The sequence below is a fragment of the Glycomyces arizonensis DSM 44726 genome (assembly GCF_000482705.1).
Lineage (GTDB): Bacteria > Actinomycetota > Actinomycetes > Mycobacteriales > Micromonosporaceae > Glycomyces > Glycomyces arizonensis.
The window spans coordinates 28285-41756 of the sequence record NZ_KI519476.1 but is presented as its reverse complement, the minus strand read 5'-3'; the positions used below and the strand labels follow the sequence as shown (position 1 = coordinate 41756).

At 70.8% G+C, this 13472-nt stretch carries 14 protein-coding genes and 2 tRNA genes; 10 read left to right on the top strand and 6 right to left on the bottom strand.

Annotated elements, in window-relative coordinates; all coding sequences use genetic code 11:
* Nucleotides 1–72: 72 nt before the first annotated feature.
* Nucleotides 73–438, top strand: coding sequence for a DUF488 domain-containing protein (locus H613_RS0123150; protein WP_026925632.1), 366 nt, complete (start codon nt 73–75; stop codon nt 436–438).
* Between the two features lie 286 nt (nt 439–724).
* Here H613_RS0123150 and serS read toward each other — a convergent pair whose 3' ends face one another.
* Nucleotides 725–1981, bottom strand: coding sequence for a serine--tRNA ligase (gene serS / locus H613_RS0123145; RefSeq protein WP_026925631.1), 1257 nt, complete (start codon nt 1979–1981; stop codon nt 725–727).
* 66 nt (nt 1982–2047) lie between these two features.
* Here serS and H613_RS0123140 point away from each other — a divergent pair, with 66 nt between their 5' ends.
* The 5 genes from H613_RS0123140 to H613_RS0123120 all read left to right on the top strand — a co-directional run bounded on the left by H613_RS0123140 (nt 2048) and on the right by H613_RS0123120 (nt 5733).
* A complete protein-coding gene (locus H613_RS0123140) occupies nt 2048–2389 on the top strand; it encodes a metallopeptidase family protein (protein WP_035739217.1) in 342 nt (113 codons plus the stop codon).
* A gap of 180 nt (nt 2390–2569) precedes the next feature.
* The gene (locus H613_RS0123135; protein ID WP_026925629.1) at nt 2570–2989 is read left to right on the top strand and encodes a TOBE domain-containing protein; all 420 of its coding nucleotides are present in this window, start codon (nt 2570–2572) and stop codon (nt 2987–2989) included.
* Nucleotides 2986–3759, top strand: a complete 774-nt coding sequence (gene modA, locus H613_RS0123130) for a molybdate ABC transporter substrate-binding protein (RefSeq protein ID WP_026925628.1) — start codon at nt 2986–2988, stop codon at nt 3757–3759. Before H613_RS0123135 ends, modA begins: the two co-directional genes overlap by 4 nt.
* A gap of 19 nt (nt 3760–3778) precedes the next feature.
* A complete protein-coding gene (locus H613_RS0123125) occupies nt 3779–4648 on the top strand; it encodes an ABC transporter permease (protein WP_026925627.1) in 870 nt (289 codons plus the stop codon).
* An 8-nt stretch (nt 4649–4656) separates the two neighbouring features.
* A complete protein-coding gene (locus H613_RS0123120) occupies nt 4657–5733 on the top strand; it encodes an ATP-binding cassette domain-containing protein (RefSeq protein WP_035739251.1) in 1077 nt (358 codons plus the stop codon).
* A gap of 41 nt (nt 5734–5774) precedes the next feature.
* On the opposite strand, the gene H613_RS28675 is transcribed toward H613_RS0123120, so the two are convergent.
* The 4 genes from H613_RS28675 to pheA all read right to left on the bottom strand — a co-directional run bounded on the left by H613_RS28675 (nt 5775) and on the right by pheA (nt 9518).
* Nucleotides 5775–7043, bottom strand: coding sequence for an MFS transporter (locus H613_RS28675; protein WP_051393749.1), 1269 nt, complete (start codon nt 7041–7043; stop codon nt 5775–5777).
* A 69-nt stretch (nt 7044–7112) separates the two neighbouring features.
* A complete protein-coding gene (locus tag H613_RS29665) occupies nt 7113–7670 on the bottom strand; it encodes a helix-turn-helix domain-containing protein (protein ID WP_156926236.1) in 558 nt (185 codons plus the stop codon).
* Between the two features lie 219 nt (nt 7671–7889).
* The gene (locus H613_RS0123105; RefSeq protein WP_026925625.1) at nt 7890–8561 is read right to left on the bottom strand and encodes a GOLPH3/VPS74 family protein; all 672 of its coding nucleotides are present in this window, start codon (nt 8559–8561) and stop codon (nt 7890–7892) included.
* A gap of 36 nt (nt 8562–8597) precedes the next feature.
* Nucleotides 8598–9518, bottom strand: a complete 921-nt coding sequence (gene pheA, locus H613_RS0123100; protein ID WP_026925624.1) for a prephenate dehydratase — start codon at nt 9516–9518, stop codon at nt 8598–8600.
* Nucleotides 9519–9697: 179 nt separating this feature from the next.
* Between pheA and H613_RS0123095 the strand changes: the two genes are divergently transcribed.
* Both H613_RS0123095 and H613_RS0123090 read left to right on the top strand, forming a co-directional pair.
* Nucleotides 9698–9770 (top strand) — tRNA-Glu (locus H613_RS0123095).
* 86 nt (nt 9771–9856) lie between these two features.
* Nucleotides 9857–9931 (top strand) — tRNA-Asp (locus H613_RS0123090).
* 172 nt (nt 9932–10103) lie between these two features.
* Here the strand turns inward: H613_RS0123090 and H613_RS29660 are convergent.
* Nucleotides 10104–10574, bottom strand: a complete 471-nt coding sequence (locus tag H613_RS29660; RefSeq protein WP_051393747.1) for a hypothetical protein — start codon at nt 10572–10574, stop codon at nt 10104–10106.
* An 88-nt stretch (nt 10575–10662) separates the two neighbouring features.
* On the opposite strand from H613_RS29660, the gene H613_RS0123080 reads away from it, so the two are divergent.
* Both H613_RS0123080 and H613_RS0123075 read left to right on the top strand, forming a co-directional pair.
* Nucleotides 10663–11187: a DinB family protein gene (locus H613_RS0123080; protein WP_026925623.1), complete on the top strand. Its 525-nt coding sequence runs from the start codon at nt 10663–10665 to the stop codon at nt 11185–11187.
* Between the two features lie 203 nt (nt 11188–11390).
* Complete coding sequence (locus H613_RS0123075; RefSeq protein WP_026925622.1) at nt 11391–13433, top strand: RNA degradosome polyphosphate kinase; 2043 nt, start codon at nt 11391–11393, stop codon at nt 13431–13433.
* Nucleotides 13434–13472: the final 39 nt, after the last annotated feature.

Genomic DNA, 13472 nt, shown 5'->3' with positions numbered 1-13472 from the left:
CGGCTGAACTCACGTCGACGCAGATCAGGCCAAAACTACCCATCGGGGCGAGGAGCGGCCTACGGTTCTTCTATGGCCGACATCACGATTCAGCGCGTTTACGACTACCGGAGCGAGCCCGCGCCGAGCGGCGCGATGTTCCTGGTCGACCGGCTGTGGCCGCGCGGCATCAGCAAGGAAGACATGAAGGACGTCTCGTGGGTGCCCGACTCGGCGCCTTCGCCGAACCTGCGCGTCTGGTTCGGGCACAGGGCCGACCGGTTCAAGGAGTTCACCGACCGCTACCGCTCCGAGCTGGACTCCCACCCCGAACACGCCGAGCAGATCGTCGAGGCGGCCCGCTCCGGCTCGGTGACGCTGCTCTATGCGGCGAAGGACCCGCAGGTCAACCACGCTCTGGTCCTCAAGGCGTGGTGCGAGGAGGAACTGGGCGAATGACGAGGCCCATTGAGAGCAAGTTATAGGATATAACCTTCACACCATGGCGTTATAGCCTATAAAATATAGCGAATGTGGGCGTGTCCAGCGCGCGAAACAAGGCGGTACGGGTCGAGACGGCGCGAAGCGGGACACGCGAAACGGGGCGGCTCGGGCCGGAACAGCGCGAGGCGGGGGCCCGAAGCCTGACGGGCGAACCGGAGCGGACATCCAACGGGGCGGTCCTCGCGGGCGTACCCGCGAGGACCGCCCCGCTCGTCTTGTCTTCCTCTTGTCCGCTTCTCGCCTACTTCGGCTCGATGACGTCCTTGCCCACGTAAGGCTGGAGCGCTTTCGGCACCGCCACCGAGCCGTCCGGGCGCTGGTGGTTCTCCAGGATCGCCACCAGCCAGCGGGTCGTGGCGAGCGTCCCGTTCAAGGTCGCGGCCACGGCGTTGCGGCCCTGCTCGTCGCGGTACTTGATGTTCAGGCGCCGCGCCTGGAAGGTCGTGCAGTTCGACGTCGAGGTCAACTCGCGGTAGCGGCCCTGGCTGGGCACCCACGCCTCGCAGTCGAACTTGCGGGCCGCCGAGGTCCCCAAGTCGCCCGCGGCGACGTCGATGACCCGGTAGGGCAGCTCCATCTTCTGCAGCATCTGCTCCTCGTAGGCCAGCAGTCGCTCGTGCTCGACCACGGCGTCCTCCGGGCGGCAGAACGCGAACATCTCCACCTTGTCGAACTGGTGGACGCGGATGATCCCGCGCGTGTCCTTGCCGTACGAGCCCGCTTCACGGCGGAAGCACGACGACCAGGCCGCGTACCGCCGCGGCGTCGACAGCTCGCCGAGGTTCTCGCCCGAGTGGTAGGACGCCAGCGGCACCTCCGAGGTCCCGACCAGGTACATGTCGTCGCGTTCGAGGTAGTAGATCTCCTCGGCGTGCTCGCCGAGGAAACCGGTGCCCTCCATGGCTTCCGGGCGCACCAGCACCGGCGGGATCATGGGCATGAAGCCGGTCTCCACGGCCTGCTGGATGGCCAGGTTGAGCATCCCCAGTTGGAGCATGGCGCCGTCGCCGGTCAGGTAGTAGAAGCGCGCCCCCGAGGTCTTCGCGCCGCGCTCGGTGTCGAGCAGGCCCAGGGCCGTGCCCAGCTCGAGGTGGTCGCGGACGTTCTCGGGGAGGGTCTTCTCGCCGACCTCGCGCAGGACGATGTAGTCGTCCTCTCCGCCTGCGGGCGCCTCCTCGGCCACCAGGTTCGGCAGGGCCTTGCCGGCCGCCTCGAAGGCGGCGGCGGTCGCGGTCACGCGCAGCTCGGCGGACTTGACCTCCTCGGCGAGGGTCTTGGTGCGGTCCAGGAGCCCCTGCTTGTCCTCGGGCGCGGCCTTGGCGATCTGCTTGCCCAGGCTCTTCTGCTCGGCGCGGAGCGTCTCGAAGGACTGGAGGGCGCTGCGGTGCTCGGAGTCGGCGGACAGGAGCGCGTCGACGGCGTCGGGGGAGGCGCCGCGTTTGCGCTGGCTGTCGCGGTAGATATCCGGGTTTTCTCGCAATGCACGCAGATCGATCACCTCACCAGGTTACCGGCCTGGGCACGGGCCCCGTCAAAGCCATATCGTGGGCGTGTGGCGGTTGAAATGGACGCGAAGGATTTCGAGGCGGCGGTGGCGGACGCGCTCGACGAGGTGCCGCAGGAACTGCTGGAGATGCTCGACAACGTGGTGATCCTCGTCGATGAGGAGCCGGACGGGCCCGACAAGAACCTGCTGGGCCTCTACCACGGGACGGCGCTGACCGACCGGGGCTGGGAGTACGGCGGGGTCCTGCCGGACACGATCACCATCTACCGGGGGCCGACGCTGCGGATGTGCTCCAGTGTGGAAGAGGTGATCGAGGAGGTCGCGATCACCGTGGTCCACGAGATCGCCCACCACTTCGGCATCGAGGAGCATCGGCTCCACGAACTCGGCTGGGGCTGACCCGCTCCGGTATCCCCGGCGCTCGCGCGGAGCGGGTCGGGCGCGGCGGCTTCGCGAGGGATCTCGCCGGATCAAGTCAGTGCCTTGCACGCATCTGCGGCTTGTTTCGATTTGTTCGACCGCGAATGCCAATGATTTCGTAATGTTTCCTCGTAAACGCGAGGGGTAGACTTCACTCCCGTGACGATGTTCCGCATCGGCGAGGCCGCCGAGCTCCTCGGCGTCAGTGCCGACACCGTTCGCCGCTGGATCGACGGCGGGAAGCTCGCCGCCTCCCGCGACGACCACGGCCACCGCGTCGTCGACGGCGTCGACCTCGCCGGTTTCGCCGCCGACCGCGCCGCCGCGCGCGAAGCGCGGTCCGAATCCTCCTCCGCGCGGAACCGACTGCGCGGCATCGTGACCGCCGTCGTCAAGGACACGGTCATGGCCCAGGTCGACATTCAGGTGGGCCCGTTCCGCGTCGTCTCGCTCATGAGCCGCGAGGCCGTCGACGAGCTCGATCTCCAAGTGGGCTCGGTCGCGGTCGCCGTCGTCAAGTCCACCAACGTCGTCGTCGAGCGCCCCACCGCCCCGAGCAAGGAGAAGCACCCCCGATGAGGACCATCGCCGCGGGCACCGCGGCCGCCGCCCTGCTCGCCCTGTCCGCATGCGGCTCCTCCGCCGATGGAACGGAGGACGGCGAGGTCGGCGGCACCGTGACCGTCTTCGCCGCCGCCTCGCTCACCGAGACGTTCACCGAGATCGGCGAGGACTTCGAAGAGGCCGACCCCGGCGTCGAGGTCGAGTTCAGCTTCGCGGGCAGCTCCTCCCTCGCCGCCCAGATCAACCAGGGCGCGCCCGCCGACGTGTTCGCCTCCGCCAACCCGGCCAACATGGACAAAGTCGTGGAGGCGGGCAACGCGGAGGACCCGGAGACGTTCGCGCGCAACCAACTCGTCATCGCCGTCCCCGAAGGCAACCCCGACGGCGTCACCGGCCTCGCCGACCTGGCCGACCCCGCGCTCAAGGTCGCGCTGTGCGCCGAGGAGGTCCCCTGCGGTGCCGCCGCCCAGACCGCCCTCGACGCGGCCGGAGTGGCGCTCACGCCGGTCACCTACGAGACCGACGTCAAGGCCACGCTCGCCAAGCTCACCCTCGGCGAGGTCGACGCCGCGCTGGTCTACCGCACCGACGTCGCCGCCGCCATCGCGAGCGACGGCGGCGTGGAGGGCGTCGAGTTCCCCGAATCCGCCGAGGCCGTCAACGACTACGTGCTCGCGGTGGTGAACGACGCGCCGAACCGGGCCACGGCCGAGGCATTCGCCGCCTACCTCCGTTCCGACGCGGCGCTCGCCGTGCTCACCGCCGCCGGGTTCCAAGCCCCCTGACCGGATCGCGTGCCAGATCATGTCCACCAGCGCCCGCGCCGACCGGAGACGCCTCGATCGCGGCGGCCCCGAACGCGGTCAACGATCCAGGAGCCGCACCGATCGGAGACGCCGGCGCATCCCCGTGGTGCTGCTCGTTCCGGCGCTGCTGGGCCTGGCGTTCCTGACGCTGCCGCTCGCCGGGCTGGTGATCCGCGCGCCCTGGGGCACCATGCCGCAGCGACTCGCCGAGCCGGAGGTCCTCGACGCGCTGCGCCTCTCGGTGGTCACCGCGACCGCCGCCACCGGGCTGTGCCTGCTGCTCGGCATCCCGCTGGCCTGGCTGCTCGCCCGCGTCGACTTCCGGGGCAAGGGCCTCGTGCGGGCGCTGGTCACCGTGCCGCTCGTGCTGCCGCCCGTCGTCGGCGGCGTGGCGCTGCTGCTGGTGTTCGGCAGGAACGGCCTGGTCGGCGCCCCGCTCCACGAGGCGTTCGGCGTCAGCCTGCCGTTCACCACCGCCGGAGTGGTGGCCGCGATGGCGTTCGTGGCGATGCCGTTCCTGGTCGTCTCCGTGGAGGGGGCGCTGCGCGGCGCCGACGTCCGCTATGAGGAGGCCGCCGCTACGCTCGGCGCCGGGAGGTGGTCAGTCTTCATACATGTGACGATTCCGCTCGTGGCTCCGGGCATCGCCGCCGGGGCCGTGCTGTGCTGGGCCCGCGCGCTCGGCGAGTTCGGCGCCACCATCACCTTCGCCGGGAACTTCCCCGGCCGCACCCAGACGATGCCGCTGGCCGTCTACCTCGCGCTGGAGACCGACCTGGAGGCCGCGATCGTGCTCAGCCTCATCCTGCTCGCCGTCTCGGTCACCGTCCTGGCGTGCCTGCGCGACCGCTGGACGGCGACGCCGTGAAGCCCGTCATGAAGCCCGCGGACCCGATCCTCGACGCGCGCCTCGTGGCCGAGCGCGGCGACTTCAGGCTCGACCTGCCGCTGCGCGTCGACGCCGGGGAGACCGTGGCGCTGCTGGGACCGAACGGCGCGGGCAAGACCACCGCGCTCCGCTCGCTCGCCGGACTCCACGGACTGTCGGAGGGGCATGCGACCCTTGCGGGGCGCGACCTCGACCGGCCCGCCGAACGGCGGGAGCGCGTCTGGGTCGCCCCCGAGCGGCGCGGCATCGGCGTGGTGTTCCAGGACTACCTGCTGTTTCCCCACCTGACGGCCCTGGACAACGTCGCGTTCGGTCCGCGCAGGCGCGGCGTCGGCCGTGCCCGGGCCCGCCAGGTCGCCGCCGACTGGCTGGCCCGGGTCGGCCTGGCGGACTTCGCGTTCCGCAAGCCGCGGGAGCTGTCCGGCGGCCAGGCCCAGCGCGTGGCACTGGCCCGGGCCCTCGCCGTCGAGCCGACGCTGCTGCTGCTCGACGAGCCGCTCGCGGCCCTCGACGCGCGGACGCGGCTCGACACCCGCGCCGAGCTGCACCGCCACCTCGAGCGGCACGACGGCGCGGCCGTGCTCGTCACGCACGATCCGGTCGACGCGCTCGTCCTGGCCGACCGCCTGATCGTCGTCGAGGACGGCGCCGTCGTCCAGGAGGGCGACGCCGAGACCGTGACCGCCAGGCCCCGCACCGACTACGTCGCCAGGCTCGTGGGCCTGAACCTGTACCGCGGCCGGGCCGAGGGGCACAGTGTCCGGCTCGACGACGGGACGGTCCTGACCGCGGACGACGCGATCGACGGCGACGCCTTCGCCGCGTTCGCGCCCAGTGCCGTGGCGCTGCACGCCGACCGGCCCGAGGGCAGCCCGAGGAACGTCTGGGAGGCGACCGTGGCGGGCGTCCACCGCCACGGCGACAATCTGCGCGTCCAGCTCGACGGCCCGCTGCGCGCCGCCGCCGACGTCACGCCGGGCGCGGCCGCGCAGCTGGGCCTCGTCTCGGGCATGCGCGTGTGGGCGGCGGTGAAGGCGGCCGAGATCCGCGCCTACCCCGCGTAGGGGCTGTCCGAGGGCCTCGGTGCGCCCTCGCGCCGGCCGCGTCACGCTGCGACCAGCGGCGCGGGCCGCGGCTCGGGCTCCGGCTCGACCGTCTCGGGCTCGTCGCGGGTGCCGCGCCGGACCATCGGGACGCAGCAGGCGACGATGGCGATGGTCGCGACGCCGATGACGACGAACGCGGTCTGCGTGGGAAGCGCGCTCGAGAGCGCGCCGCCGAGGACGAAACCGATGAGCGTGGCGCCGTTGACGGTGCCGTTGATCTTGGCTCCCGCGCGGCCCCGGAACGACTCGGGGACGCGGCGGGCGACGGCGATCTGCATCGCCGAGTTCTCGCAGGCGTTGAGGACGCCGCCGCACAGCATGATCGGCACGAGCAGTGCCACGGTCGGCAGCGGCATGCCGAGAACGACGCAGACTGCGCCGGTCGTCGCCAGGCAGATCATGAGCATCCAGGCGAGGTGGGCGTCCCGCATGAGGCGGCGAATGACGGCGGCGGCGATCCACGCGCCGCCCGCCATGCCGATCGTCCAGCAGGCGTGGATGAGCCCGTACGTGCTCGAAGAGGCGCCGTAGACCTCGCGGACGAGGAAGACCTCCAGGACGTTGACCGAGCACAGGCACGCGATCACGGCGGCGACGCCGATGACCATGGTGGTCAGGAGCCGGTCGCCGCGCAGGTTCCAGGCGGGGCGGTCGGCGGCGTCCCGGTGCGCGGCGAGGTCGCGGCGGATGCCGCCGCGGCGGGTCCTGATGTCGGCGCAGAGCGCCGCGCGCAGGAGGGCGCAGCAGAGGGCGACGACGAGCGCGCCGTCGGTGCCGTGGACGCCGACGACGAACCCGGCCATGCCGGGGCCGGCGGCCATGCCGATGAGAGTGCCGGTCTGGACCGTGGCGACGGCCCGCGGGAGGTCGTCGGCGGTGGCGATGACCGGGATGAGCGCGCTGACGGTGGGGTTGAGCAGCGCGGTGCCGCAGGCGTTGAGGATGACGAGCCCGAGCAGGACCGGCAGGTCGTCGGTGAGGGTCATGCCGGTGATGGCGGCGGCCTGGAGCAGACCGCTGGCGGCCATGAGCGTGCGGCTGTCGAAGCGGTCGGCCATGCGGCCGGTGATCGGGGCGAGCAGGACCATCGGCAGGGTCCCGCAGATGATGAGGGTGGCGACGGCCGCGCCGCCGAGTCCGGTGGACTGGAGGTGGAGGACGAGCGCGAAGTCGGCGGTGAACATGGCCGTACCGGCGAGGAAGGCGCAGGCCGCGGCCGCGTGGACATCGGACCAGCGGGTACCGTCGACGAAGGATGTGAAAGACATACTTCGAAAATACACTTTCACATCGCGATGCGAAAGACCTTTTTCAGATTTTTTCGAGGATCTTCGCGCCTACACCTCGGGGAAGAGCTCGAGCCGCACGTGGAAGACCACCGTGCCGTCGTCCGCATCCACGCCCTTCTCCGCCCGGTAGAGCGAAATCCGGGCGTACTCCGCCTCCAGTTCGCGGTATCGCCGCTGGTACTCATCGGCCTCCGCGAGCGTCAAGCGCAGTCGCCCAGTGTCGACCGTAGAAGCCTCCCGCAGCTCCGGCTCGACCTGATCGCGAACCTCGAGCCACCGCCGGAAGTGGCGCAGGTGCTGCTCGGTGAACGTCTCCACCATGGTGCGTTCGACGACCTTCTCGCTCTCGCTGGCGCCCTCCCTCGCCCGGATCGAGAAGCTGCTGAACCCGAGCCGCCAGACGCGCTCACGCGCGTCCCCACGGCTCGGAGCCTCCTCGATGAAACCCGCCTTCGCCAGAGTCCGCAGGTGGTAGCTCATCGCGCTCGGAGTCATGCCCACCACCTCGGCGATCTCGGTGGCGGTCGCTCCATCGAAGCCCTGGATTCGACGCGTGCCGAGGAAGTCGAACACGGCCATCCGCGCAGGGTGCGCCAACGCCTTCATCGACTCGGCGTCCCTGAGATGGATCGTCTCGTATCCAGGCAGCGACTCGTCCGGCTCCGCCCCGGCCGCACCGCCCTTCAAAGGCTTCGGAGGCTTGGGCGGATTCGGGGCCTTGGGCGGCTTCGGCGGTTCGGGTGGCTCCGGCACGGGATTCGAAGCAGATGTTTCAGGCATGCCTCTAGCTAATCACGCCGACCGCCGCCCGCGGCGAGGTCCGGTTCAGCCCGTCGCCGAGCTCGTGGCCGCACTGGCGGCCGCCGCCGTGGTCGCGGCCACGACCGCCGCCATCACCGCCGCCTGCGCCGCCTCGACCGCCTTGCGGGTGGCGTCGCCCGCCCACGAGCCCTCAGCGATCGCCTTGAGCGCCTTGCGCACCTCCCGCTGGCTCCGCTCGGGGAAGACGATCGCGTCCATCTTCAGGGCGTAGACCAGCGACGCGAGCGCCGCAGTGCGCGCGTCAGAGGCGGCCCCGGCGTCGACGGCGCCCGCAAGGCGGACGCGGGCGTCGGCCTCGGCGGTCGGATCGTCCGGCAGGTACCGGTGGAACGGGAAGACCCCCAGGAGCTTGTCGCGCTTGTACCGCAGCACGCCGCGCGAGACGAGCTCGTCGAGCACCGGCTGCGTCAGGCCCTTCCCGGCACGCTGGACGACGGCCGCGGGCTTGCGCGGCTTGTCCTCGCCGATGCGCCGCAGGACCTCGTCCAGGAGCGCCTCACCGGTCGGGGCGTCGTCGACGACGCGGACCCTGCCGTCAACGACGTCGATGCGCTCGGCCAGCGTCAACTCCAGCATGATCGCGCCGCCGAGGCCGAGTTCGAGGTAGGCGGCCTGGTTGCGGCCGGAGGCGTCGTCGTAGGCGAGCAGCAGCAGTTCATCGACCAGAGAGACCATGCCTCCACCCTAGGTCGGCAATGCGTCTCGCGCAGGTCAGCCCTGGCTGCCGCACTCGCGCAGGCGCTGGAGCCAGACCGCGGCGTCGGCGAAGTCGGCGTCCGTCAGCCCCGGCGGCGGGGACACGGGCGCGTCGGTGTGGTCGCGCCGGTAGGAGCCGAGATAGCGGACGTCGGCGCAGATGCGGCGCAGGCCCATGAGCGCCTCGCCCATGCGGGCGTCGGCCAGATGCCCCGTGCAGTCCAGGAAGAACGCGTAGCGCCCCAGGCCCTCGCCGGTGGGGCGGGACTCGATGCGCGTCAGGTTGATGCCGCGGATGGCGAACTCGGTCAGGACGGCCAGGAGCGCGCCGACCCGGTCGTGGTCGATGTAGACGGCGAGCGAGGTGATGTCGTCGCCGCTCGGTTCGGGCGGGGGGCACGGCCTGACGACGTGGACGAAGCGGGTCTGGGCGTCGGTGCTGTCGCCGATGTCATAGGCCTGCACGGGAAGCCCGGCGGCCTCGGCGGTGAAGGGGGCGCAGACGCACGCGTCGGCCTCGCCCGCGCGGACGCGCTCGGCGGCCTCGGCGGTGGACAGGGCGTTGACGACCCGCGCGTGCGGCAGCTCCCGGCGCAGGTAGCGGCGCACCTGGGCGAGGCCGTGCGGGTGCGAGGCGACGGTGGCGATCGCGTCCACGGGCTTCTCGGCGGCGAGCACGAACGTGACCGGCAGGACCACCTCGCCCGCGATGACGAGCGGGTCGCCGCCGACGAGCTCGTCGATCGTGACGGTGACGGTGCCCTCCTGGGAGTTCTCGAGCGGGACGAAGCCGGCGTCGACCTCCCCGCGCCGCACCGCGTCGAGGGCGTCGGCGATCGAGGCCATCGGGGTGGTCTGCGCGCCCTTCGCGGCGGGCAGTCGGCGGAGCGCGGCCTCGGTGAAGGTGCCGCGCGGTCCCAGGTAGGCGAACTCCATGCGCCAACGCTAGCAAGCCCGGGGCCGCGGGCCGCCTGAGACGGCTGTCTCACCGGTGCCCCGGCGTGGACGGGCCGCCCGGGGTCACGTATGCTTGTCGAGCCCAAGCGGAGTTCCGCGGTGGTAAGCCGGTGAAATCGGGATGTGGCGCAATGCGTCACGTGTCAGCATCATCGAGCGCCCCCATCGTCTAGAGGCCTAGGACGCCGCCCTTTCAAGGCGGTAACACGGGTTCGAATCCCGTTGGGGGTACGACCAGACGCGACACCGGTCACACGGAAGCGCCTGGTATAAATTAAGAGGTCTTGCGACCTTGAGGGATTTCGATCCGCACTCAAGGTCCCGTGGAGCAGCCAGGAGTGCTCGCCGCCCTGTCAAGGCGGAGGTCGCGGGTTCAAATCCCGTCGGGACCGCAGCTATGACCCCGGTGCATCGCATCGGGGTTTTTCCTTGTCTCGGAACGGCTCTCACGTGTCGGTGGCGTCCAGGCAAACGTCGTCGGGCGGCTCTCCCGTGGCTTCCTCAAGACGTGCGGGCGAGCGGCCTGAACGGTTCGGCGCGCCCGTGCCACTGCGGTGAGCCCGGTCAGCGCCAGTCGTCCCTGCGGGGCTCGGAGTCCCGGTCCTCGTCGAGCGCCTCGGTGTCCTCCGGGTCGGACGGCGGGCCCTCCTCCCAGGGCTCGCGCATGGCCTCCGCCCGTTCGCGGTCGTCCTCGGTCACGTGGATCTCGCCCAGGTCGGCGTCCTCCCCGCCCTCCGCCTCCTCGGCGTACAGCTCGTCCTCGTCGTGGAGCACCCCGGCGCGCGGGTCGGGGCCCTCCTCCCACTCGTCCGAGACCGACTCGCTCGGGACGTCCGGCCGCTCCTCGGAGAGCTCCACGTCCAGCGGGACGCCGCGCCGCTCCTCCGCGGGCGTCGTGCCGTACCGGTCCGCGCCCTTGTAGTCGTCGGCCTCGAGGATCTCGTCCTCCACGGGCTGCTCGCTCTGCTCCATGTCATCGATCCACTCGAACGCGTCTTTGTCGTCGTTCGAGTAGGGCCTGCGCTCGTCGGACATCGCTCCTCCTTCGCCGGAGGTGGGGTTACCCCCTGCCGCCGGGCGTAATCCGCTCGTGTTCGCGCAGGTGGGCCGATAGCCTCACGACATGACATGGACTGCGCCTGAGACCACCCGCGAGCGGCCTCTCAAAGAGGGGTCCGATCGGGTGCTCCTCGAAGGATTCCTCGACTACCACCGCGACACCCTCCTGAAGAAGTGCGCCGGCCTCGACGAGGAGCAGCTCAAGCGCGCCGCCGTCGAGCCCTCCTCGCTCTCGCTGCTCGGCCTCGTGCGCCACCTCGTCGACGTCGAGTACAGCTGGTTCTGCAAGCGGGTGGACGGCCAGCGCGAGGCGGACCTGCCCTGTTACGGGCACGACGACGACCCCGACGCCGATTTCAACGAGGCCCCGCAGGCCGATCCGGCCGAGGCGTTCGAGCGCTTCCGGGCCGCCGTCAAGGACGCGAAGGAGGCCGCGGGGCGGCACGGCCTCGACGACACCTTCGAGCACCCGCGGCACGGCACCACCAGCCTGCGGTGGGTCTACCTCCACATGATCGAGGAGTACGCGCGCCACAACGGGCACGCCGACCTCCTGCGCGAGCGCATCGACGGCAGCACCGGCGAATAGCCGCCCGCGACACCTGGACGTCACCTTCGGCGAGGCGGGTGCGGTCTCCGCACGAGCGGGGATCGCGCCCGCCGCGGCGGGGCCGGACGTGCCCGGGGAGGCTTGATCGTACATAGTGGAGTCGTGAGGTGATCTCGTGAACGCCTGGGGGAGTTCAAAACGAGTTCACCACGGGTTCACGTTCACCGTTAATATTGTGATGTATGACGAATAGCGAGCCCGCGCCTCTCGCCGATCTGCCGCCCGATCGGTTCCTCGACCGCGAGGAGAGCTGGCTGCGCTTCAACGGCCGCGTCCTGCGCCTCGCGCAGTCCCCCGAACTGCCGCTGCTCGAACGGGTCCGCTTCCTGTCCATCTTCTCGTCCAACCTCGACGAGTTCTTCATGGTCCGCGTCGCCGGTCTCATGCGCCGCATCGCCACCGGCCTGCCCGTGCGCACCTCCTCGGGGCGCCGGCCGCAGAGCGTCCTCAAGCGCATCGCCGGGCTCGCCCACCAGCTCAGCCTCGAACACGCCGAGTGCTTCCGCGAGGACATCGCCCCGCTTCTAGCCAAAGAGGACATCGAGATCCCGCGCTGGGACGAGCTGGCCGAATCCGAGCGCCGCCTCATGCACGAGCTCTTCCGCACCCGCATCTACCCGGTGCTCACGCCGCTCGTCGTCGACCCCGCGCACCCCTTCCCGTACATCTCCGGGCGGTCGCTCAACCTCGCCGTGCAGGTGCGCGACCCGCGCACCGGCACCATGCGCTTCGCCCGCGTCAAGGTCCCGCCGCTGCTGCCGCGCTTCATGGCCGTCGCGCCCGGCCGCTTCGTGCCGCTCGAAGACGTCATCGCCTCGCATCTCGACCAGCTGTTCGGCGGCATGGACGTCGTCTCCCACCACACGTTCCGCGTCACTCGCAACCAGGACCTGGAGATCGACGAGGACATCACCGAGAACCTCCTCCAGACCCTCGAGCGCGAACTGCTGCGCCGCCGCTTCGGGCCCGTGGTGCGCCTCGAAGTGGAGGACACCATCGACCCGGTCGTCCTCGACCGCCTCACCGCCGAGCTCGGCGTCGACGAGGAGGTCGTCTACCGGCTGCCCGGACCGCTCGACCTGGCAGGGCTCGACGCCATCGCCGACCTCGACCGGCCCGAGTTGAAGTACCCGCCGTTCCGGCCCTCCGAGGCCGTCCTGCCGCCCGACGCCGACCTGTTCGCCGTCATGCGCGAGCGGGACCTCCTGGTCCATCACCCCTACGACTCGTTCACCGCCTCGGTGGAGCGGCTCATCGAGGAGGCCGCCGCCGACCCGCAGGTGCTGGCCATCAAGCAGACGCTGTACCGCACCAGCGGCAAGTCCCCGATCGTCGACGCCCTCATCAGCGCCGCCGACGCCGGAAAGCAGGTCGTGGTCGTCGTGGAGATCAAGGCCCGCTTCGACGAGCAGGCCAACATCGACTGGGCGCAGAAGCTCGAGCAGGCCGGGTGCCATGTCATGTACGGGATCGTGGGCCTCAAGACGCACTGCAAGCTCGCGCTCGTGGTGCGCCAGGAGAACGACGGGAGCCTCTTGCGCTACAGCCACATCGGCACCGGGAACTACCACCCGAAGACCGCCAGGCTCTACGAGGACGTCGGGCTGCTGACGACGGACCAGGCGGTGGGCGAGGACGTCAACGCCGTCTTCAACCACCTCACCGGGTACTCGCGCTCCGAGGACCACCAGCGGCTGCTGGTGGCGCCGCAGTCCCTGCGGCCGGGGCTGATCGAGCGGATCGGCCGCGAGGTCGAGCACCACCGCGCGGGGCTCCCGGCTCGCATCCGCTTCAAGTGCAACTCGCTGACCGACATGGAGGTGATCGACGCGCTGTACCGGGCCAGCCAGGCCGGGGTGCGGATCGACCTGCTCGTCCGGGGCATCTGCACCCTGCGGCCCGGCGTGCCGGGCCTGTCGGACCGCATACGGGTGCGCAGCGTCCTCGGCCGCTTCCTCGAACACTCGCGGGTGTACGTGTTCGAGAACGCCGGGAATCCGGAAGTATGGTTGGGCTCGGCGGACCTGATGCACCGCAATCTGGACCGCCGCGTCGAAGTGCTGCTGCGGGTGACCGGCGATCCCCATCGGGCGCAGCTCATCTCGATGCTCGAACGCGGCATGCACGACGACACGAGGACGTGGCGGCTCGGCCCGCTGGGTCTGTGGTCCCGCCGCCGGGGCGGGATCGACCTCCATGAGGAACTCATGCGGGAGCACCGTTGACGGGGCCCTGCTTACAGGAGCACCGCTTCGGGAGCACTG

What these genes read in the sequence shown, in the direction of transcription:
- H613_RS0123150 (WP_026925632.1), top strand. Translation starts at nt 73, where the DNA reads ATGGCCGACATCACGATTCAGCGCGTTTACGACTACCGGAGCGAGCCC.
- H613_RS0123140 (WP_035739217.1), top strand. Translation starts at nt 2,048, where the DNA reads ATGGACGCGAAGGATTTCGAGGCGGCGGTGGCGGACGCGCTCGACGAG.
- modA (WP_026925628.1), top strand. Translation starts at nt 2,986, where the DNA reads ATGAGGACCATCGCCGCGGGCACCGCGGCCGCCGCCCTGCTCGCCCTG.
- H613_RS0123125 (WP_026925627.1), top strand. Translation starts at nt 3,779, where the DNA reads ATGTCCACCAGCGCCCGCGCCGACCGGAGACGCCTCGATCGCGGCGGC.
- H613_RS0123120 (WP_035739251.1), top strand. Translation starts at nt 4,657, where the DNA reads ATGAAGCCCGCGGACCCGATCCTCGACGCGCGCCTCGTGGCCGAGCGC.
- H613_RS28675 (WP_051393749.1), bottom strand. Translation starts at nt 7,043, where the DNA reads ATGTCTTTCACATCCTTCGTCGACGGTACCCGCTGGTCCGATGTCCAC.
- H613_RS29665 (WP_156926236.1), bottom strand. Translation starts at nt 7,670, where the DNA reads ATGAAGGCGTTGGCGCACCCTGCGCGGATGGCCGTGTTCGACTTCCTC.
- H613_RS0123105 (WP_026925625.1), bottom strand. Translation starts at nt 8,561, where the DNA reads ATGGTCTCTCTGGTCGATGAACTGCTGCTGCTCGCCTACGACGACGCC.
- pheA (WP_026925624.1), bottom strand. Translation starts at nt 9,518, where the DNA reads ATGGAGTTCGCCTACCTGGGACCGCGCGGCACCTTCACCGAGGCCGCG.
- H613_RS29660 (WP_051393747.1), bottom strand. Translation starts at nt 10,574, where the DNA reads ATGTCCGACGAGCGCAGGCCCTACTCGAACGACGACAAAGACGCGTTC.
- H613_RS0123080 (WP_026925623.1), top strand. Translation starts at nt 10,663, where the DNA reads ATGACATGGACTGCGCCTGAGACCACCCGCGAGCGGCCTCTCAAAGAG.
- H613_RS0123075 (WP_026925622.1), top strand. Translation starts at nt 11,391, where the DNA reads ATGACGAATAGCGAGCCCGCGCCTCTCGCCGATCTGCCGCCCGATCGG.